The organism is Rhodoferax sp. MLSD5-FHT05B10 (assembly GCF_058793415.1).
The window spans coordinates 261,163-279,972 of the sequence record NZ_JBXAFT010000004.1 but is presented as its reverse complement, the minus strand read 5'-3'; the positions used below and the strand labels follow the sequence as shown (position 1 = coordinate 279,972).

The window sequence follows — 18,810 nt, the reverse complement described above, 5'->3', positions numbered from 1 at the left end:
GTGACCGGTTTTCGGGGTGTGTGCTTTTTGATTATTAAGGAGACAACAATGAAAGTTCGTAATGTGATTCTGGCAGTGGCCGCTGTGGCGGCCGGCGTATCGGTCATGTCGACCAGCGCGTTTGCCCAGGCCAAGGAACAGTTTTTTCCGCTGCTGTCCTACCGCACGGGTCCCTATGCACCCAACGGTGTGCCATGGGCCAACGGCAAGCAGGACTACCTCAAGATGGTCAACGCCCGTGATGGCGGCATCAACGGCGTGAAGATCACGTTTGAAGAGTGCGAGACCGGCTATGCCACGGACCGTGGCGTGGAGTGCTATGAGCGCCTCAAGAGCCGCCCCGGCGTGTCGCTGTTTGACCCCCAGGCCACCGGCATCACCTTTGCGCTGACCGAAAAAGTGCCCCACGACAAGGTGCCGCTGATCACGCTGGGCTACGGTCTTTCCGTGGCGCAGGACGGCATGGCCTTCAAGTGGAACTTCCCGATGATGGGCAGCTACTGGACCGGCGCCGACATCCTGATCCAGTACCTGGGCAAGAAGGAAGGCGGACTCGACAAGCTCAAGGGCAAGAAGATCACGCTGGTGTACCACGACTCTCCGTTCGGCAAGGAACCCATTCCGCTGCTGCAGGAGCGCGCCCGCATGCATGGCTTTGACCTGCAGCTGATCCCCGTGACGGCACCTGGTGTGGAGCAGAAATCGGCCTGGCTGCAAGTGCGCCAGAGCAAGCCGGACTACGTGCTGCTGTGGGGCTGGGGTGTGATGAACTCCACCGCCCTGAAGGAAGCCCAGGCAACCGGCTATCCGCGTGAAAAGATGTACGGCGTGTGGTGGGCTGGTGCCGAGCCGGACGTGAAGGACGTGGGCGAAGGTGCCAAGGGCTACAACGCGCTGGCGCTCAACACTTCGGGCCAGGAACCCAAGGTGATCCAGGACATCCTGAAATACGTGCACGCCAAGGGTCAGGGAACCGGACCCAAGGACGAAGTGGGCCAGGTGCTGTATACCCGCGGCGCGATCATCGGGATGCTGGGCGTGGAAGCCGTGCGCCGTGCGCAGGAACGTTTCGGCAAGGGCAAGGTCATGACGGGCGAGCAGGTGCGCTGGGGCCTGGAAAACCTGAACCTGGACCAGAAGCGTCTGGATGCGCTGGGCTTCACGGGCGTCATGCGTCCCCTGTCCACCTCCTGCTCGGACCACATGGGCTCCACCTGGGCCCGCGTGCAGACCTGGGACGGCAAGAAGTGGAACTTCAGTTCCGACTTCATCCAGGCTGACGAGCAGATCCTCAAGCCCATGATCAAGGCCGGTGCCGACAAGTACCTGGCCGACAAGAAGATGACACGCCGCCCCGGGACCGATTGCCAGTCCTGATCGCTGACGTGTAACTAAGCCGGTGGCTCTTCGGAGCCACCAAACGACAGGGCGCCGGGCACGGCGCCAGACGCCCTGTCGTTTGGACCACGAGAACCCACTATGGAACCATCCACCACTACCACCCCTTCGGCGCCCGCAGCGGCGCGCAACATTGTTCTCAACGTCAATGGCATTGAGGTCATTTACAACCACGTCATCCTGGTGCTCAAGGGGGTTTCGCTGCAGGTGCCGGAGGGCGGCATTGTGGCCATCCTGGGGGGCAACGGCGCGGGCAAGACAACCACCTTGCGGGCGATCTCCAATCTGCTGGCCGGCGAGCGCGGCGAGGTCACCAAGGGCTCCATTGAATTGCGGGGCGAACGCATCGAAAACCTCTCGCCGGCCGACCTGGTGCGCCGCGGGGTGGTCCAGGTGATGGAGGGGCGGCACTGTTTCGCCCACCTGACCATTGAGGAAAACCTGCTGACCGGCAGCTACACCCGCACGAGCCGGGCCGAAGTGGCCGCCAACCTGGAGAAGGTGTACGCCTACTTCCCGCGGCTCAAGACCCGGCGCACCAGCCAGGCGGCCTACACGTCGGGCGGCGAGCAGCAGATGTGCGCCATTGGCCGCGCGTTGATGGCCAACCCCAGCATGGTGCTGCTCGACGAGCCGTCCATGGGCCTGGCGCCGCAGATTGTGGAGGAGGTGTTCGAGATCGTGAAGGACCTCAACGCCAAAGAAAAGGTCACGTTCCTGCTGGCCGAGCAGAACACCAATATGGCCCTGAAATATGCCGACTACGGCTACATCATGGAATCCGGACGGGTGGTGATGGATGGCGCCGCGGAAGATCTGCGCAGCAATGAAGACGTGAAAGAGTTTTACCTTGGTGTGGGCGGCGGCGAGCGCAAGAGCTTCAAGGATGTGAAGAGCTACAAGCGCCGCAAGCGCTGGTTGGCGTGAAGGACCAATACCCGATGTCTGCATCCCCTTTTTACGACGCACTGGAAGTGCGCCCCCCCGTCCAGCGCGAAGCGGCCCTGATGGCAGCGCTGGCACCCCAGGTGGCCCACGCCAAGGCGTCTTCGGCCGCATTCGCCGACCTGTTGGGCGGTGTCAACCCGGCCACGGTGGTCGACCGCGCGGCCCTGGCCCGTCTGCCGGTGATCCGCAAGACCGAACTGCAGGAGCGCCAGCAGGCGGCCCGCAGCCGGGCGGCGGGCGCCGTGGCATCCGGTGACGTGTTCGGCGGTTTCAGCGCCATCGGCTTCGGCGCTGCCATGCCCCGGGTGTTTTCCAGCCCGGGGCCGATCTACGAACCCGAGAGCACCACGCGCGACTACTGGCGCATGGCCCGGGCCATGTACGCCGCCGGCTTTCGCCCTGGGGAGCTCATCCACAACTGCTTCAGCTACCACTTTGTGCCGGCCGGCTCCATGATGGAAACCGGCGCCCACGCCATGGGGTGCACGGTGTTCCCGGGAGGCACGGGGCAGACGGAGCAGCAGGTGCAGGCCATGGCCGAACTCCAGCCCGCGGGCTACATCGGCACGCCCAGTTTTCTCAAGCTCATCGTGGAAAAGGCCGCCGAGATGCAGGTGCCCCTGCCCACCGTGACCAAGGCACTTCTGTCGGCCGAGGCCTTTCCGCCCTCGCTGCGCGACTGGTTCGCCGCCCGCGGTATCGCTGGTTACCAGTGCTATGGCACGGCCGACCTGGGCCTGATTGCCTATGAAACCGCGGCGCGTGAAGGCCTGGTGCTGGACGAGTCCGTGGTGGTGGAAATCGTGCGTCCCGGAACCGGTGATCCGGTGGCCGATGGCGAGGTCGGCGAGCTGGTGGTCACCACTCTGAATCCGAGTTACCCGCTCATCCGCTTTGGTACCGGGGACCTGTCGGCCGTGCTGCCCGGAACCTGCCCGACGGGGCGCACCAACACCCGTATCAAGGGTTGGCTGGGGCGGGCCGACCAGACCACCAAGGTCCGTGGCATGTTTGTCCACCCCAAGCAGGTGGCCGACATTGCCAAGCGGTTTCCTGAGGTGGCCCGCGCCCGTCTGGTGGTCAGCGGCGAGATGGCCAACGACGTGATGACCTTGCAGGTGGAAGCCGCGTCGGCCCCCGAGGGGCTGGCGGCGCGGATTGGCGACGCCATCCGCGAGGTGACCAAGTTGCGGGGGCAGGTGGAAATTCGCCAACCCGGCAGTCTGCCCAACGACGGCAAAGTCATCGAGGACGCCCGTAGCTACAAGTAGGCAGCCGGGCCAGGGGATTCACACGCCCCAGACGACCTCTTTGTCGGCCCGGTGGCAGCGCTGCAGCATTTCGATAAAGGGCACCGCACGCTGGCGCAGCGAGACGCCCTCCAGCTGCGGCGAGGCTTCGCCGGCCTCCTGGGCTTCCTGCAGCTGGCGTTGCCGCAGGGCTTCGTCCTGCGCGACGGCCGCCTCCAGCGCCTCAATGGCCGCCGGCATGTCCTGCGGCAGCAAGATGCCCGGGCCCGGTGGGGCATCATGGTTCCGGCCAATGATCTTCAGGATCTGGCGCCCGTTGGGCTCCAGCATGATGAGGTCGCCGGTGACCTTGGACTTGAATTTGTACAGCATGGGTGGTGCGCAGGGTGACGTGGCCGAAGAGGTTTTATGATGCGTTTGAGTATGAACCAAACCCCCTGAATTTTCAGACAGCAGGAGCAACCCGTTGGCCAATCTTCACATTCGACGCGAACATTCCCTGGGCCTGGCGGCGGCCCGCAAGATTGCGTTTGCCTGGGCCGAGCACGTAGAAAGCGAATTCGGCATGGCCTGTGTGTACAAGGAGGGTGGGGCGGCGGACGAGGTCGTTTTCACCCGCTCCGGCGTGAACGGCACCCTGCACGTCACCGCCGACCACTTTGATCTGGATGCCAAGCTGGGTTTCCTGCTGGGGGCTTTCAAGGACCGGATCGAGGCGGAAATCGTCAAGAACCTGGACGACCTGCTGGCCCCCAAGGCCGCCGGCAAGAAAGGGTCTGCCAAAAAACAATAGCACCCGCAGGTGCTATTGTTTTGCTAGCTGCCTGCGCAGGCAGCATAAGGGATTGCTGGCTATTTAGCTCAAAGATTCGATGAGGTCGATGTACTGCTGCATCGCCGCTTCGCTGCTGGTGCCCTGAAAACCGTTCCAGGCGTCCCACTTGGCGCGTCCCACCATGTCGGCGAAACCGGGTTTCTTCTCCGTGTTGTCGCCGGCGCTGGCCTGCTTGTACAGCCCGTAAATCTTGAGCAGCGTGCCATTGTCGGGACGCTCGGTCAGGTTTTTCGAGTTGGCAACGGCGGCTTCGAATTTGGCTTTCAGATCGGTCATGGGGTTCTCCGTGAAGGGGGGGGCAAACTCGGACCCAGGGCGGATATCCCGCCCGCTTGGGTGTTTACCATATATCTTAAGCTGCGTTTTACCTGCAGAATAGGTTGAACAACCCAGGGCGGAGCATTCCCCGGCTGCGGGTTGGCACATCGTTTGTACTTGTTTTGGAGCCCAGATGGTTACCCGAGTCATTGTGAAGAAAGCCGCCAAAACAGCCAAGAAGCGGGTTGCCGCGCGTGTCGCCCCGCTGGCCCCCAAAGCCCGCAAGGCGGCCCAGGCCACCCGCAGCGCCACCCAGGCGCTGCAGAAGAACGTGGCCGATGTGCTGGTCGGAACGCTGGGCTTGCATGGGGAGCGCATGAGCAAGGTCGATACGGCCTGGCTGCGCATGGATACCCCTTCCAACCTGATGATGATTGTGGGTGTGTGGGTGATCAAGCCCGGCATCAGCTACGAGGCCTTGAGCCAGCGCGTCCAGGAACGCATGCTCAAATATCCGCGCTTTGTGCAGTTCGCGGAGGAAGACGCTGCCGGGGCGACCTGGGTCAAGGACCCGACGTTCAACATTGCCAACCACCTGGTGGTGGAGAAGCTGGCCCCCAAGCCGGCCGGGCACGAGCAGGAAGCCCTGCAGGAGCGTCTGGCGGAACTGGCGATGCGGCCGCTGGACAAGCGGCGTCCGCTCTGGCAGTTTCATCTGGTGGAGCATTACAAGGGCGGTTCTGCCCTGATGGTGCGCATTCACCACTGCATTGCCGATGGCATTGCCCTGATCTCCGTCACGCAGTCGCTGGTGGATGGTGGTGCGCAGCCTCCGGTGCGTGCACCCCGGGAGGCGGTGGGTGGCGCCGAGGACTGGGTGGCCGACGCCCTGCTCAAGCCCTTTACCAACATGACGGTCAAGGCGCTGTCGGCCGCGGGCGAAGGTGCGGTCCAGTCCCTGGGGTTGCTGATGGAGCCACAAAAGGGAATGGAAAAGGGCATGCACGGATCGGTCGATGTGGCCAAACTGGCCTACCAGGCCGTTAGTGACCTGGCCGCGCTGGCGCTCATGGCGGATGATTCGCCGACGCGGCTCAAGGGCACTCCGGGTCACGCCAAGCGGGTGGCGTGGTGTCCGCCAATTCCGCTGGATGAAGTCAAGGCAGTGGGCAAGGCCCTGAATTGCTCCATCAACGACGTGCTGCTCAGCTGCGTGGCCGGAGCCATTGGTGGCTACCTGCGGGCGCAGGGCGACGACGTCACGGGCAAGGAGGTGCGCGCCATGGTGCCGGTGAACCTGCGGTCGCTGGACCAGGCGTACATGCTGGGCAACCAGTTCGGGCTGGCGCCCCTGGTATTGCCCATCGGGCTGGACAACCCGGTGGAGCGGCTATACGAAGTGCGGCGACGCATGCTGGCGCTCAAGGGAAGCATGCAGCCCTTGTTGGCTTTCGGGCTGGTGGCGGTTGCCGGGCTGCTGGTCAAGCCACTGCAGGACGCCATGCTCGGCCTGTTCTCGCGCAAGACCACGGCGGTGATGACCAATGTGCCCGGGCCGCGGGAGAAGTTGAAGATTTGCGGCTCCACGATCGAGGAGAACCTGTTCTGGGTGCCGCAAAGCGGCACGGTCGGGCTGGGTGTCTCCATCCTGAGCTACGGTGGCGGTGTGCAGTTTGGCCTGGTGTCGGACTCCACCCTGTGCCCGGACCCGCAAAACATCATCAACCGCTTTGAACCGGAGTTTGCCAAGCTGTCGGTAGTGACCCTGATGCTGCCCTGGGGCGAATAAGCCCGTCGCGGTCTCAGGCGGCCAGCTCGGCCTGCGCCATCATCACATCCAGCCGCTGCGTGGCGTCCAGTGCCGGCGTGGCTGCGGCCTGCTCGTACAGGCGGGTGGCTTCTGCCATGCGAGGTTCGCCTTCGAGCATGGTCAGGGCGTTGGCGTATTCGACCATGGCAATAGCCGACCCGGGGGTGAGGCGAAGCGCCTGCTGGAAGCAGTGCAGGCTGGTGTCCTTCTTGGCGCCGTAGGTCATGTGGGCAATCAGGGCGCCCACCTTGTCGATGACTTCGGCGTGGAAGGCTCCCAGTGCGACATGGGCATCGGCGTGGCGGGGCTGCAGGTGCAAGACGGTCTCCAGGGCGGATTTGACGCGGGTGCCGAGCCCCTGCGCCAGCGCCTTGGCCACACTGATGCACTGGCTGTAGCGGCCCAGGGCATAGGCCTGCCAGTAAAACGCATTGGCATTGCCGGGCTCCGCGGCCGCCTGCTCCGCGGCCCGCTTGGCCACCTGCAGGAACAAGTCGAGCCGGGTCTGCTCCCGGGGTTCCAGGTAGTTGGCGTACATGCAGGTTGCCTTGTTGGCTACGGTGATGCCAGCGGGGCCGGCTTGCAGCGCGGTCTCCACGGCCTGCTGGAACGCGCCCTGGTGGAACAGGGCCCAGGCAGACAGGACCCTGGCATCCCGGGGCAAGGGCTCCAGGTCGCCGGCATGCAGGCGACTCCAGTGTGTGGCTACGCTGGCGACGTCAAACGGGTAGTCGCCCGCGTGGACGAAGGTGTTCCATGGCGCCATGGCGGCGGTCTCCTCTGTGTGCTTCGGTGGTCGCCTGCCGTGCCGTGGGGCGTGGTGGCAACTCTGTTTGCTTTCAAGGTATCACAGGTGTCTTGTACGCGCCTGACAACTGCAACAAATGGGTGCGTTGCGCAGTTTCCAGGTAGGGAACCAGCAGGTTCAGGACATGATGCGCGCCCCGCATCAGGGCCGCCTGTGCGCTGGCGGGCTCCAGCGCGTTGCGCGGGTCCTTCACGTATTCAAAGCTCAGCCAGTAGGTCAGCACGACTACCATGCTGGTGGCGGTTGCTTCGACTTCGCGGGAGTCGATGTGGATGGCGCCCGAGCGGCTCATGCCGTCCAGCAGCGCCTTGACCGAACGGGTCTTGTTCTTGAGCACCCACTGGAAGTGGGTTTCCAGCCGGCGGTTTTTGCTCAGCAAGTCGTTGAGGTCGCGGTAGAGGAAACGGTACTGCCAGATCAACTCAAACAGGGTGTGCATGAAGAACCAGGCATCTTCCACGTCGCGCACGCCATCGCTGGCGTTGAGCAGTTCATTGAGCGCGGCTTCATAGCGGTCGAACAGGGAGTTGATCAGCTCATCCTTGGCCGGGTAGTGGTAATACAGGTTGCCGGGGCTGATGCCGAGTTCGGCAGAGATCAGGGTGGTCGAAACGTTGGGCTCGCCAAACCGGTTGAACAGTTCCAGCGTGACTTCCAGAATGCGTTCGGCCGTGCGTCGGGGAGCTTTCTTGACCATGGGCGGCTCAGTGGGGCTGTGCGTGGGTGGCGGTCTTTACCGCGTCGCCCAGGTCGTCCATCACCTCCTGCAGGCGCGAGATGGCCTGCCCGATCCGGGTGGGCGACTTGGCAGGGGCGGACAGATGGCGTTTGGGATCGTCCAGAACGTCATGGTTCAGGCTGATGCCATGGCGTGCCAGCTTGGCCGACAGACCGGTCTTGCGTGAACGCAGCATCTGGCGTGTCTGCTGGTAGGCGTGTTCAGCCAGGTGGCGGCGTTGGGCATAGCTGAAGGTATTGGCCAGGTACAGCTCCGGGTCGCGATGGTCCGGCTCGATCAGGATGATGTCGGTGTGCGGGTAGCCGTGGTGGTAATGCTTCATGCCCAGTTCCATGCGGGAGTGGATCATGGAACGGAAGGTCTGGCTGAGCACGGCGGGCAGGCCGCCATCGACAATGCGTGGAATTTCGCGCTTGTTGGCCGGCAGCCCCCGCTGCATGACCTTGGCCACCTGCGGAGACGTGGCATCAAATGGCACCAGGGGGTTGAGGCAGATCATCAAATCCACGCCATCCTCCAGGGCCACGGAGGCGTGCATGGTTTTTTTCAGGGCGCCATCCACGTAATACTGGTCATCAATTTCCACTGGCGGAAACAGGCCGGGCAGGGCGGAGCTGGCCTGTACCGCCTGGGAGATGGGCACATGGTCCCAGCCAGGGCGGCCGAAGGGGGCGGCTTCACCGCTGTCCAGGTTGGTCGCAACCAGGGTGAGCTGGGTCTTGAGCTTGCGAAAGTCGTTGGTGCGCCCGTCCCGGCTGAACAGCCGTGCCAGCTGGGTATCGATTTGCTGATTGGAAAAAACGCCCGTGGGCAGCCCGGGACTCAGGTGTTCCAGCGCGTTCATCAGCGATTTGCGGCCAGATGCCAGATGCCACAAGGCGGAGACGACCAAACCGGGCAGCATGATGCCGCGGCGGGCAAATTCGCTGTACGCGGGTTCCATCAACCAGGAGGGGTCGAAGGTTTCCGAGGGTTCACTGTCGTTTTCGATAAAGGAAGCGCACAGTTCACGTGGCGACATGCCATTGGCCAGCGCAGCGGCGATGAAGCCGCCAGCGGAGACTCCGACGTAGTGGTGCAGCTTGGTGAAATCCAGTCCGTTCAGGGACTCTTCCAGCGCACACATGGCGCCGACTTCGTAAATCGCGCCCAAGGGGCCGCCGCCCGCCAGTGCCAGGGCGATTTTGGGAGGGGCTTCCGCGGGGGCCTTCATGGATGCGAAGTGTAGAGTGCCATGTGGATCTGTATTGCTGCAATGCAACAAACCAAGGTGCGTTGACCGCGCGCTGCGGCTGGAATGGCGCCCACATGGTCCAAGGGACGCCACTGCGCCCCTGTCCCGTGCGGATCGCCGGGGTGCTTACTCGGCTTGTTCCGGCGCTACCGCCTTGGTTGCTCCGGACCGCGTGGTCTTGCGGGCCGGTGCTGCACGCTTGGGCGCCGCCTTGGCGGATTTACGGGCTGGCGTTGCCTTGGCCTTGGGGGCGGCGGGCTTGGTGGCAGGGGCTTTGGCAGAGAGTTTCTGGACGGCCTTGTTCAACTCGTCAATGCGGTCGATGAGGGCGTTGACATCTTTGGCGGAGGGAACGCCCAGTTTGTTCAGGGCCTTGGCCACGCGTTCCTCAAAAATATTTTCCAGCTTGTCCCACTGGCCTGATGCCTTGGCAGAAATGTCGGTTGCCATGGTGGACATCTTGTTGGTGGCCTCGGAAATTTTCTCTTCAGCTGCCGCCTGAGTCTTGCGCTGGATGCTGATGCCTTCCTTGACCAGGGATTCAAAGGCTTTGGACCCTTCTGCCTGGGCTCGCGTGAAAGCACCCAAGCCGGCCTGCCAAATCTGCTGTGCCGAATCCTTGACAGAGCCAGACAGTTGGGCGCCAGTTGCTTTGGTGGTGCCGGATTTTTTTTTGAGTTTGGTGACCATGGGGAGCTCCAGGAAAAATAGGGTTGTTCACTTGGACGCGGATATGACACGCCACTGCAATTCTCTACTCTACGCGCAGTAGGGGTTCGTGTTTAGGTGGGCTTTACTAACTTGTTGCGGCCCCTGTGGGGCCGCCTTTTTGCAGCGAAGGTGTGCGGGTTTACGCTGAACATGCGTCCTCATAATCTGGGTAAGAATGCTTCCCTTAATGGGAGTGTGTATGCAGTATTTTGTTACCGGTGCCACCGGCTTTATTGGTAAACGGCTCGTCAAGAAACTGCTGGAGCGCAAAGGCGCTGTGGTCCATTTTCTGCTCCGTCAGGAGAGCGCCGCAAAGGTCGATGACCTGCGTGTTTTCTGGGGGCTCAACGATGCCCGAAGTGCCGCACGTGCGGTTCCCGTTTTCGGCGATCTGACCAGCAAAAAACTCGGCATGAGTGCCGACGTGATCAAAGGGCTGAAGGGCCAGATTGACCATTTCTACCACCTCGCCGCGGTGTATGACCTGGGTGCCGACGAAGAGAGCCAGATTGCCGTCAACATCGAAGGCACGCGCAATACGGTGGAACTGGCCAAGGCCCTGGACGCCGGGCACTTCCACCACGTCTCCAGTATCGCGGCAGCCGGTTTGTACGAAGGGGTTTTCCGCGAGGACATGTTCGAAGAGGCCGAGAACTACGACCACCCCTATTTCATGACCAAGCACGAGAGTGAAAAAATCGTGCGCAAGGAGTGCAAGGTGCCGTGGTCGGTTTATCGACCCGCCATGGTGGTCGGCGATAGCCGCACGGGCGAGATGGACAAGATTGACGGCCCCTATTACTTCTTCAAGCTCATCCAGCGCATGCGCCAACTGCTGCCGCCCTGGATGCCAGCCATCGGCCTGGAGGGTGGGCGCATCAATATCGTGCCGGTGGATTTTGTGGTCGACGCCCTGAACGCCATTAGTCACAAGACGGGCATCAACAAGCAGTGCTATCACTTGGTGGACCCGGTCGGTTACCGCGTGGGCGACGTGCTGGATATCTTTGGCAAGGCCGCGCATGCGCCGCGGATGAACCTGTTTGTCAACGCGGCGCTGCTGGGGTTCATTCCCCGCAGTGTCACCAAGAGCCTGATGGCGCTGGCGCCGGTGCGCCGCGTGCGCAACGCCATCATGAAAGACCTGAGCCTGCCCGAAGACATGCTCACGTTTGTGAACTACCCCACCCGCTTTGACTGTCGCGGTGCACAGGCCATGCTCAAGGGCACGGGCGTGGAGTGTCCCAATCTGAAAGACTATGCATGGCGCCTGTGGGACTACTGGGAGCGCCACCTGGACCCGGATCTGCACATCGACCGTTCGCTCAAGGGCACGGTTGCCGGCAAAGTGGTGCTGGTGACGGGTGGCTCATCCGGGATCGGTCTGGCCGCAGCACACAAGTTTGCCGAAGCGGGAGCCATTACCCTGATATGCGGCCGCGACGTGGACAAGCTGGAGGAAGCCTGCAAGGAGGCCAAGGCCAAGGGGTACCGTTTTCTGGCCTATCCGGCGGATATTGCCGACATGGCCGATTGCGACCGTTTTGTAAAACAGGTCATTGACGATCATGGCGGTGTGGACTTCCTGGTCAACAATGCCGGCCGCTCCATTCGCCGCGCCATCGAGGGTAGCTATGACCGTTTCCATGACTACGAGCGCACCATGCAGCTCAACTATTTTGGCTGCCTGCGCGTCACCATGGGTTTTTTGCCGGGCATGGTCACCAAAAAGAAGGGGCATGTGGTCAATATCAGCTCGATTGGCGTGCTGACCAATGCACCCCGTTTCAGTGCCTATGTGGCTTCCAAAGCCGCGCTGGACGCCTGGACGCGCTGCGCCTCCAGCGAATTTGCCGACCAGGGCATCTCGTTCACCACCATCAACATGCCGCTGGTGCGTACCCCCATGATTGCGCCGACCAACCTCTACAACAACGTGCCCACGCTGTCTCCCGAGCAGGCCGCCGACATGGTGGCGCAGGCTTGCATCTTCAAGCCGGTGCGCATTGCCACCCGGCTGGGCATCACGGGGCAGCTGATGCATGCCCTGGTGCCACGCATTGCGCAGATTGCCATGAACACCAGCTTCCGCATGTTCCCCGACTCCACGGCTGCCAAGGGGCAGAAGCCGGGTGAGAAGCCGGTGAAGCAGCAACTGTCCGCCGAAGCCATTGCCATGCAGCAGATGATGCGGGGGATTCATTTCTGAGGTGTGCGGCAGGCGTGTTGCATAGGGCGTGATGGCTGCGTGAGAGTGAGGCTGCAACTTACAATGCGGCCATGCGCTCGACACCCCACCATCCTGCATGATCTATCCCGTCATCCTCTGTGGCGGCAGCGGTACCCGTCTGTGGCCGCTGTCACGCAAGGCTTTTCCGAAGCAATTCATCCCCTTGTTGGGTGGAAAGTCATTGCTGCAGCTCACGCTGGAGCGCGTCATGCCCCTGTTGCAGGGGGCTACTGACGGCATTACCTGCGTGTCGTCTGAAGAACACCGCTTTTTAGTCGCGGAGGCTGCAGCAGAAGCGGGTGTAGCTGTGCGCCAGATTCTGGAGCCGCAGCCTAAAAATACGGCTGCCGCTATGGCGTTGGCAGCCTTGGCTGCGCCCGAGGATGCGTTGTTGCTGTTTTGTCCAGCAGATCACCATATTCCCGATACGCAAGCCTTTGTGGATATGGTACGCGGAGCAGTGCCGGCCGCTCAAGCCGGGCGGCTGGTGACCTTCGGCGTCATGCCCAGTTTTCCCAGTACTGCCTACGGCTACATTCAAAAGGGGGCGCCAGAGGAGTGTGGGGGGGTTTCGGCCGCGCGGTTCGTGGAAAAACCCACCCAGGAGCGGGCGCTGGAACTCCTCGCTAGTGGCCAGTATCTGTGGAACGCAGGTATTTTCCTGGCGCATGCGCAGACCTTGCTCGACGCGTTGCAAACGCACGCTCCTGATATTCTGGAAGTCTGTCGCCTTGCCATGCGCCTCCCCCAGCAGGACGGTTCTTTTACCCGACCGGATGCGCAGGATTTTTCCGGTTGCCGTAGTCAGTCTATTGATTACGCGGTGATGGAACGAGCGGCCAACGTGGCCGTGTTCCCATTTTCTGGGGTCTGGAGTGACGTCGGTAGCTGGAACGCAGTGGCTGATTTGTCACCGCCTGATAACAGCGGAAACCGTTCTGGCGGTGATCCGCAGTGTGCACACCATATCAACGACAGCGACACCTTTATCCATGCTGCGGGTCAACGCCCTGTGGTGGCCTTGGGCACCAAAAACTTGTTGATCATAGACACGCCGGATGCCTTGCTGGTGGCGGATACCGGGCATGCCGAGGAGGTCAAAGAGGTGGTGGCACGATTGGAGTCACTGGACGCTTCGCAGGCAGTGCAGCACCGCCGCGTGGCGCGTCCTTGGGGGTGGTACGACAGTGTGGATGTGGGACCGCGCCACCAAGTGAAGCGCATTACGGTCAAGCTTGGGGCATCGCTGTCATTGCAAAGACACCAGCATCGAGCCGAGCACTGGGTGGTGGTGAGTGGAGTTGCAGAAGTGATTAATGGCGATCAAATGCTGGTATTGCATGAAAATCAAAGCACATTTATTCCTCAGGGGCAGGTGCATCGATTAACAAATGCTGGGAATACGCCGCTTGAAATTATTGAAGTGCAGAGCGGAACCTATCTGGGCGAAGATGATATTGAGCGGATGACAGATAGTTATGGCAGGCGATGATCTGCCAGTGGGTACTGCTTTGTACGATGCGGATATATTGTCATACTGAAAATTTGGAGTATTGGGATATAACAAATGACTGCGGCGTAATTGGTGTTTTAGATAAAACAAGGTACTTTCATGAGCAATTTGATTGAAATTCAGGTCCAAATCCAAAAGCTGCAGAAACAGGCATCCGAGATCAAGGCCAAGGAGTTTGACAGGACCGTGCAGGACATCCTAGCGAAAATGACGGCCTTTGGAATTACGGTCAAGGATCTGCAGGCTGCGTCCGGTAGCCCGCGCAAGGGCCGCGGCCGTCCTGCTGCAGCTGGTAAAGCCGTAGGAACCAAGGCCAAGAAGAAGGCTGCAGGAGTTTCGGTGGCGGCCAAATACCGCGGCCCTAACGGCGAAACGTGGAGTGGCCGCGGCCTGACGCCCCGCTGGCTGGCAACGCTGTTGGCCCAGGGGCAAACAAAAGAAGCGTTTGCAATCAAATCCTGATGCAGACCAAGAGCGTCTGATGCAGGACAGGGTTCTGGCTTGGCCGCGTGCGGCCAAGCGCTTGGTGGTGGTTTCGCTGGACGTGTGCCTGGCGTTGCTGGCCACATGGGTGGCGTTTTCCTTGCGACTGGATACGCCAAACTGGCCCACGGGCGCGCAGTGGTGGGTGTATGGTCTGGCGCCGGTGCTCGCCGTGCCGGTGTTTGTGCAATTCGGTCTGTACCGGGCCATTTTCCGCTATACCGGTCAGGCCGCGTTGATGGCGACGGCCAAGGCCATTGCCGTCTATGCGGCGCTGTTGCTGGCGATTTTGCTGTGGCGGCAATGGCCAGGTGTGCCGCGTAGCTTGGGTATCCTGCAGCCCCTTGTTTTTTTTCTGCTGGTAGGGGCCAGTCGTGCGTTTGCACGTTTCTGGTTGGCGGATCTGGATCGGGCACGTAACCAAACAGAAGGCCGACTGCTCATTTATGGGGCGGGAACGGCCGGTGTACAAACGGCGTCTGCGCTAGGGGTCTCCGGTCAATTCGACTTGCTGGGTTTCGTGGATGATGACGCGGACAAAATTGGCCGCAACATCAACCGGGTTCGGGTCTATGGTCGCGATGAAGTGGCGGGGCTGGTTGCGCGTCTGGGCGTAACGGACATCCTTCTGGCGCTGCCTAGTGCTTCACGCGAGCGGCGCAACAGCATCATTCAAAGTCTGCGTTCACTGCCGGTGCATATCCGCACCTTGCCGGGCATGGCGGATCTGGCCAGCGGACGCGTAACGGTACAGGATCTCAAGGAACTGGATATTGAAGACCTGTTGGGTCGTGATCCGGTCCCTCCCGATACTGAACTGCTTGCGCGCAATTTGGCCGACAAAGTGGTTCTGGTTACCGGTGCTGGCGGCAGTATTGGGAGCGAGTTGTGCCGGCAAATTCTGGCCGAGCGACCACGCCAGCTTTTGCTGCTGGACCATGGTGAATTCAACCTGTACAGCATTCACCAGGAACTGGAGGGGCTGTGTACGGCGGGGGAGTATGGCGTTGCATTGGTCCCGCTGTTGGGCAGCGTGACCAATCCAGTTCGTTTGCGGGAAATCTTCCACACCTACCGTCCCCATACGGTGTACCACGCGGCGGCGTACAAGCACGTGCCCATGGTGGAATCCAACCCTTCCGAGGGCATTGCCAACAATGTGTTTGGCACCCTGAACGTGGCGCAGGCCGCGATGGACAGCGGCGTGGCCCACTTCATCCTGATTTCCACAGACAAGGCCGTGCGACCAACTAACGTCATGGGAGCCAGCAAGCGCATGGCCGAGTTGGTCTTGCAGGCGTTGGCGTCACAGTCGGGGTCATCAGCGGGAACGTGCTTTGGCATGGTCCGGTTTGGCAACGTGCTGGGCTCCAGCGGCAGCGTCGTGCCATTGTTCCGCCGTCAACTGGCCGCGGGCGGGCCGTTGACGGTCACTCACGCCGAAGTCACACGCTATTTCATGACCATTCCGGAGGCCGCCCAACTGGTGCTGCAGGCTGGGGCCATGGCCCGTGGGGGAGAGGTGTTTGTGCTTGATATGGGCGAGCCGGTCCGGATTGTGGATTTGGCCCGGCGCATGGTGGAACTGTCCGGCATGTCGGTGCGCGACGATGCCAATCCCACTGGTGATGTGACCATCGCCATCACGGGGTTGCGACCGGGCGAGAAGCTGTATGAAGAGCTACTGATTGGCGACAACCCCACGTCCACAGCCCATCCGCGCATCATGAAAGCGCACGAGAGCTATCTGGAGTGGCCCGAATTGGAACAGCAACTGGAAATACTGCGCCACGCCGCAGGAACCGGTGATGTCGGGCAGATCAAGGCCGTGCTGCAGCATTGTGTGCACGGGTATACGGGGGCGCTCGACGCGTCTGCGTGACCCGCTGTGTCCAGGCTTTCCTGCATGTCACGCGTCGGTCGCATCGCTGCCACTGTCGCTGCTGTTCTTCAGGGTTAGTGCCAGCTGGTAAAGCGCGTTGCGGGGTTCGCCGCTGATATCGGCCGCCAGCTTGACGGCCGTTTTCAAGGGGAGCTGCTCCAGCAAAAGTTTCAGAACCCGGGTGTCGGGTCCGGCCGCAGCGGTGCAAGGTGCCGGGTGTAGCACCAGGGCAAATTCGCCGCGCAGGCGGTTGGCGTCCTGTGCGAACCAGGCGGCCAGATTTTCTGCTGTCACCGTAGCAACTTCTTCGAACTGCTTGGTCAGTTCGCGTCCGACGGTGACCTTGCGCGCTCCGAGTACCGCCAGCGCCTGGGCCAGCGCTTCGATGCGGTGCGGTGCTTCCAGCAGCACCACGGCACGCTCCTGCGTCATCAGCGACTGCACGGCCCTGTCACGCTCGGTGGCCTTGGAGGATAAGAATCCGATGAACACAAACCCGCCGGTGTGCGCGCTGTCCTCGGTAATGCCAGCTACCGACAGCAAAGTGATCACGCTGCTGGGGCCGGGCAGGGGCATGGCCCGCAAGCCCTGCGCGTGCACGGTGGCGACCAGGCGCGCACCCGGATCGCTCACCCCCGGTGTTCCGGCGTCGCTGACATACGCCACACGCCTGCCCTGGCGCAACTGCTCCACCACGGTCTGGGCGGCCTGCGCCTCGTTGTGCTGATGCACGGCAATGAGTTGGTTGGCGCCTTTGTCGATGCCGTAGGCTCGCAGCAGGGACTGGGTGTGGCGGGTGTCCTCACAAGCGATGGCATCGACCAGGCCCAGCACGTGCAGTGCCCGCAGGCTGATGTCGGCCAGATTGCCAATGGGGGTGGCCACTACGTAGAGCGTGCCTTGCGGATAATGCTGTCCAGAAGCGGCCTCGGCGGAGGCGGCAAGGACCGAGGTAAATAAAGCGCTCACATGGGGTTCCTTCCATTCAAACCAGCACAACCCGCCACGACCAAGCAGGTGGGCGACGCTGCAGAAGACGACGCATTGCGGTTTCTGCAGGGGCAGGGTTTGCGCCTGCTGGTGCGCAATTATCGGACGCCCGGGCGGGGCGGCGGTGAAATCGACCTCATCATGCGCGCACCGGACGGCACCACCGTGTTTGTGGAAGTGCGAAAACGGGCCTCCGTTCGCCAGGGCGGCGCGGCCGCGAGCGTGGGCAGCGTGAAGCAGCGCCGCATTGTCTTTGCGGCACGCCATTACTTGATGCGCTTGCCCGCCCTGCCGCCGTGTCGGTTTGATGTCGTGGTGGTTGAGCCGCAGGGCCTGCAGTGGTTGCAGGCGGCTTTTGATGCCGCCTGACCGTAACGGTCTGTAAAGTGATGTCGCAAGCCGAACCCGCCGTGCGCCATGGACATTGGTGGCGCGGTATCATGCCACCCATGCTGGAACAACGAATTCAACAACACTTCATAGACAGTGCGGACCTGAAGTACCAGGCCGCGCAAGTCCTGAGCAAACCCATTGCCGCGGCCGTGCAGGCCATGCTGGCCTGCGTCACCAGCGGGGGCAAGGTGCTGGCGTGTGGCAATGGCGGATCGGCCGCCGACGCCCAGCACTTCGCGGCCGAATTTGTGGGTCGTTTTGAGCGTGAGCGCCCCGAGCTGGGCGCCATTGCGCTCACCACCGACAGCTCCATCCTGACGGCCATTGCCAACGACTACGATTTCAACGTGGTGTTTTCCCGCCAAGTGCGGGCATTGGGCTCGCCGGGGGATGTGCTGCTGGCCATTTCCACCAGCGGCAACTCGGCCAACGTGCTGGCTGCCATTGAAGCCGCGCACGAGCGCGAGATGGTAGTGGTGGGGTTGACTGGCCGCAATGGCGGCAAGATGGCGCAGGTGCTGCGCGACACCGATGTGCATATCTGCGTACCGCACGAGCGCACGGCACGCATTCAGGAAGTGCACCTTTTGACCTTGCATTGCCTCTGCGATGGCGTCGATGCCCAGTTGTTGGGCGAACAGGAAACACCAACATGAATATGCCGTTTCGTCGTACGGGCCTGACCCTGCTGGTGCTGGCCAGCACCCTGGGCACGCTGACCGCGTGCATGCCCCTGATGATGGGGGGCGCGGTCGTGGGGGGCATGGTTGCCACCGATCGCCGCACCTCGGGAACGGTGCTGGAGGATGAAGGCATCGAAATCCGTGCCAAAAGCCGTATCGGCGACAGTCTGGGAGATCGTGGCCACGTCAACGTCACCAGCTACAACCGCCAGCTTCTGATCACCGGCGAGGTCCCCTCGGCGCAGGACAAGCAGCTGGTGGAGCAGGTGGCCGCGGGCGTGGACAACGTGCGCAACATCGTGAACGAATTGGCGGTCATGGGCAACACCACGTTCACACAGCGCTCGTCTGATGCCCTGGTGACCAGCCGGGTCAAGGCCAACCTGGTGGACGCCAAAGACCTGTTTGCCAATGCCTTCAAGATCACCACCGAGCGCGGAACAACCTATGTGATGGGACGCGTGACGCAGCGCGAGGCCAAGCGGGCCACCGAGGTCATCAGCGGAACCTCGGGCGTGCTGCGCGTGGTACGCATGCTGGAGTACATCAGCGAAGACGAACTGGCGCGCACGCTGCCGCAGCCCTCTGCCGAGACGCCTGAGTCCTCGGCCCGGGTCAAGAACTGAAAAACGGCCCTCGGGCCGT

Annotated in this window: 19 protein-coding genes; 12 read left to right on the top strand and 7 right to left on the bottom strand. The window is 62.0% G+C overall.

All coding sequences use genetic code 11. The annotated features are described in order from the left end of the window. The first annotated feature begins 48 nt into the window (after positions 1 to 48). The 3 genes from AC1Q5W_RS08530 to AC1Q5W_RS08520 all read left to right on the top strand — a co-directional run bounded on the left by AC1Q5W_RS08530 (position 49) and on the right by AC1Q5W_RS08520 (position 3,617). On the top strand, positions 49 to 1,377 hold the full coding sequence (locus tag AC1Q5W_RS08530; protein WP_492644800.1) for an ABC transporter substrate-binding protein: 1,329 nt from the start codon (positions 49 to 51) through the stop codon (positions 1,375 to 1,377). A gap of 102 nt (positions 1,378 to 1,479) precedes the next feature. Continuing rightward, the gene (locus AC1Q5W_RS08525) at positions 1,480 to 2,325 is read left to right on the top strand and encodes an ABC transporter ATP-binding protein (RefSeq protein ID WP_492644801.1); all 846 of its coding nucleotides are present in this window, start codon (positions 1,480 to 1,482) and stop codon (positions 2,323 to 2,325) included. Positions 2,326 to 2,339: 14 nt separating this feature from the next. Next, complete coding sequence (locus AC1Q5W_RS08520; protein WP_492644802.1) at positions 2,340 to 3,617, top strand: phenylacetate--CoA ligase family protein; 1,278 nt, start codon at positions 2,340 to 2,342, stop codon at positions 3,615 to 3,617. Between the two features lie 18 nt (positions 3,618 to 3,635). On the opposite strand, the gene AC1Q5W_RS08515 is transcribed toward AC1Q5W_RS08520, so the two are convergent. Further along, entirely contained in the window at positions 3,636 to 3,968 is a 333-nt protein-coding gene (locus AC1Q5W_RS08515) for a DUF1840 domain-containing protein (RefSeq protein WP_492644803.1), read from the bottom strand. 94 nt (positions 3,969 to 4,062) lie between these two features. Here AC1Q5W_RS08515 and AC1Q5W_RS08510 point away from each other — a divergent pair, with 94 nt between their 5' ends. Beyond that, positions 4,063 to 4,389, top strand: coding sequence for a polyhydroxyalkanoic acid system family protein (locus tag AC1Q5W_RS08510; RefSeq protein WP_492644804.1), 327 nt, complete (start codon positions 4,063 to 4,065; stop codon positions 4,387 to 4,389). 63 nt (positions 4,390 to 4,452) lie between these two features. Here the strand turns inward: AC1Q5W_RS08510 and AC1Q5W_RS08505 are convergent, their stop codons facing one another. Further along, entirely contained in the window at positions 4,453 to 4,707 is a 255-nt protein-coding gene (locus AC1Q5W_RS08505; protein ID WP_492644805.1) for an acyl-CoA-binding protein, read from the bottom strand. A gap of 175 nt (positions 4,708 to 4,882) precedes the next feature. On the opposite strand from AC1Q5W_RS08505, the gene AC1Q5W_RS08500 reads away from it, so the two are divergent. Next, positions 4,883 to 6,478: a wax ester/triacylglycerol synthase family O-acyltransferase gene (locus tag AC1Q5W_RS08500; protein ID WP_492644806.1), complete on the top strand. Its 1,596-nt coding sequence runs from the start codon at positions 4,883 to 4,885 to the stop codon at positions 6,476 to 6,478. A gap of 13 nt (positions 6,479 to 6,491) precedes the next feature. Here the strand turns inward: AC1Q5W_RS08500 and AC1Q5W_RS08495 are convergent, their stop codons facing one another. The 4 genes from AC1Q5W_RS08495 to AC1Q5W_RS08480 all read right to left on the bottom strand — a co-directional run bounded on the left by AC1Q5W_RS08495 (position 6,492) and on the right by AC1Q5W_RS08480 (position 9,970). Further along, positions 6,492 to 7,265, bottom strand: a complete 774-nt coding sequence (locus AC1Q5W_RS08495; protein ID WP_492644807.1) for a hypothetical protein — start codon at positions 7,263 to 7,265, stop codon at positions 6,492 to 6,494. Between the two features lie 73 nt (positions 7,266 to 7,338). Continuing rightward, entirely contained in the window at positions 7,339 to 8,004 is a 666-nt protein-coding gene (locus AC1Q5W_RS08490; RefSeq protein ID WP_492644808.1) for a TetR/AcrR family transcriptional regulator, read from the bottom strand. A gap of 7 nt (positions 8,005 to 8,011) precedes the next feature. After that, entirely contained in the window at positions 8,012 to 9,259 is a 1,248-nt protein-coding gene (locus tag AC1Q5W_RS08485) for a patatin-like phospholipase family protein (RefSeq protein WP_492644809.1), read from the bottom strand. 147 nt (positions 9,260 to 9,406) lie between these two features. Then, on the bottom strand, positions 9,407 to 9,970 hold the full coding sequence (locus tag AC1Q5W_RS08480) for a phasin family protein (RefSeq protein WP_492644810.1): 564 nt from the start codon (positions 9,968 to 9,970) through the stop codon (positions 9,407 to 9,409). 220 nt (positions 9,971 to 10,190) lie between these two features. Here AC1Q5W_RS08480 and AC1Q5W_RS08475 point away from each other — a divergent pair, with 220 nt between their 5' ends. The 4 genes from AC1Q5W_RS08475 (at position 10,191) to AC1Q5W_RS08460 (ending at position 16,099) form a co-directional block, all read left to right on the top strand. Continuing rightward, positions 10,191 to 12,200 (top strand): SDR family oxidoreductase, encoded by a 2,010-nt coding sequence (locus AC1Q5W_RS08475; protein ID WP_492644811.1) that lies wholly within the window; start codon positions 10,191 to 10,193, stop codon positions 12,198 to 12,200. Between the two features lie 97 nt (positions 12,201 to 12,297). Then, on the top strand, positions 12,298 to 13,713 hold the full coding sequence (locus tag AC1Q5W_RS08470) for a mannose-1-phosphate guanylyltransferase/mannose-6-phosphate isomerase (protein WP_492644812.1): 1,416 nt from the start codon (positions 12,298 to 12,300) through the stop codon (positions 13,711 to 13,713). A gap of 120 nt (positions 13,714 to 13,833) precedes the next feature. Beyond that, positions 13,834 to 14,196 carry an H-NS histone family protein gene (locus AC1Q5W_RS08465; RefSeq protein ID WP_492644813.1) on the top strand — a complete coding sequence of 121 codons (363 nt, stop codon included), beginning with the start codon at positions 13,834 to 13,836 and terminating at the stop codon, positions 14,194 to 14,196. A 19-nt stretch (positions 14,197 to 14,215) separates the two neighbouring features. Continuing rightward, positions 14,216 to 16,099, top strand: coding sequence for a polysaccharide biosynthesis protein (locus AC1Q5W_RS08460; protein WP_492644814.1), 1,884 nt, complete (start codon positions 14,216 to 14,218; stop codon positions 16,097 to 16,099). 27 nt (positions 16,100 to 16,126) lie between these two features. On the opposite strand, the gene rsmI is transcribed toward AC1Q5W_RS08460, so the two are convergent. Then, positions 16,127 to 17,068, bottom strand: coding sequence for a 16S rRNA (cytidine(1402)-2'-O)-methyltransferase (gene rsmI / locus AC1Q5W_RS08455; RefSeq protein WP_492644815.1), 942 nt, complete (start codon positions 17,066 to 17,068; stop codon positions 16,127 to 16,129). Here rsmI and AC1Q5W_RS08450 point away from each other — a divergent pair, their 5' ends adjacent. From AC1Q5W_RS08450 to AC1Q5W_RS08440, 3 genes are all read left to right on the top strand, one after another. After that, on the top strand, positions 17,069 to 17,458 hold the full coding sequence (locus tag AC1Q5W_RS08450) for a YraN family protein (RefSeq protein ID WP_492644816.1): 390 nt from the start codon (positions 17,069 to 17,071) through the stop codon (positions 17,456 to 17,458). An 80-nt stretch (positions 17,459 to 17,538) separates the two neighbouring features. After that, on the top strand, positions 17,539 to 18,138 hold the full coding sequence (locus AC1Q5W_RS08445; RefSeq protein WP_492644817.1) for a phosphoheptose isomerase: 600 nt from the start codon (positions 17,539 to 17,541) through the stop codon (positions 18,136 to 18,138). Beyond that, positions 18,135 to 18,791, top strand: coding sequence for a BON domain-containing protein (locus AC1Q5W_RS08440; protein ID WP_492644818.1), 657 nt, complete (start codon positions 18,135 to 18,137; stop codon positions 18,789 to 18,791). The genes AC1Q5W_RS08445 and AC1Q5W_RS08440 overlap by 4 nt, the downstream gene beginning before the upstream one ends. Positions 18,792 to 18,810 lie beyond the last annotated feature (19 nt).

What these genes read in the sequence shown, in the direction of transcription:
- AC1Q5W_RS08530 (WP_492644800.1), top strand. Translation starts at nt 49, where the DNA reads ATGAAAGTTCGTAATGTGATTCTGGCAGTGGCCGCTGTGGCGGCCGGC.
- AC1Q5W_RS08525 (WP_492644801.1), top strand. Translation starts at nt 1,480, where the DNA reads ATGGAACCATCCACCACTACCACCCCTTCGGCGCCCGCAGCGGCGCGC.
- AC1Q5W_RS08520 (WP_492644802.1), top strand. Translation starts at nt 2,340, where the DNA reads ATGTCTGCATCCCCTTTTTACGACGCACTGGAAGTGCGCCCCCCCGTC.
- AC1Q5W_RS08515 (WP_492644803.1), bottom strand. Translation starts at nt 3,968, where the DNA reads ATGCTGTACAAATTCAAGTCCAAGGTCACCGGCGACCTCATCATGCTG.
- AC1Q5W_RS08505 (WP_492644805.1), bottom strand. Translation starts at nt 4,707, where the DNA reads ATGACCGATCTGAAAGCCAAATTCGAAGCCGCCGTTGCCAACTCGAAA.
- AC1Q5W_RS08500 (WP_492644806.1), top strand. Translation starts at nt 4,883, where the DNA reads ATGGTTACCCGAGTCATTGTGAAGAAAGCCGCCAAAACAGCCAAGAAG.
- AC1Q5W_RS08495 (WP_492644807.1), bottom strand. Translation starts at nt 7,265, where the DNA reads ATGGCGCCATGGAACACCTTCGTCCACGCGGGCGACTACCCGTTTGAC.
- AC1Q5W_RS08490 (WP_492644808.1), bottom strand. Translation starts at nt 8,004, where the DNA reads ATGGTCAAGAAAGCTCCCCGACGCACGGCCGAACGCATTCTGGAAGTC.
- AC1Q5W_RS08485 (WP_492644809.1), bottom strand. Translation starts at nt 9,259, where the DNA reads ATGAAGGCCCCCGCGGAAGCCCCTCCCAAAATCGCCCTGGCACTGGCG.
- AC1Q5W_RS08480 (WP_492644810.1), bottom strand. Translation starts at nt 9,970, where the DNA reads ATGGTCACCAAACTCAAAAAAAAATCCGGCACCACCAAAGCAACTGGC.
- AC1Q5W_RS08475 (WP_492644811.1), top strand. Translation starts at nt 10,191, where the DNA reads ATGCAGTATTTTGTTACCGGTGCCACCGGCTTTATTGGTAAACGGCTC.
- AC1Q5W_RS08470 (WP_492644812.1), top strand. Translation starts at nt 12,298, where the DNA reads ATGATCTATCCCGTCATCCTCTGTGGCGGCAGCGGTACCCGTCTGTGG.
- AC1Q5W_RS08465 (WP_492644813.1), top strand. Translation starts at nt 13,834, where the DNA reads ATGAGCAATTTGATTGAAATTCAGGTCCAAATCCAAAAGCTGCAGAAA.
- AC1Q5W_RS08460 (WP_492644814.1), top strand. Translation starts at nt 14,216, where the DNA reads ATGCAGGACAGGGTTCTGGCTTGGCCGCGTGCGGCCAAGCGCTTGGTG.
- AC1Q5W_RS08450 (WP_492644816.1), top strand. Translation starts at nt 17,069, where the DNA reads ATGGGGTTCCTTCCATTCAAACCAGCACAACCCGCCACGACCAAGCAG.
- AC1Q5W_RS08445 (WP_492644817.1), top strand. Translation starts at nt 17,539, where the DNA reads ATGCTGGAACAACGAATTCAACAACACTTCATAGACAGTGCGGACCTG.
- AC1Q5W_RS08440 (WP_492644818.1), top strand. Translation starts at nt 18,135, where the DNA reads ATGAATATGCCGTTTCGTCGTACGGGCCTGACCCTGCTGGTGCTGGCC.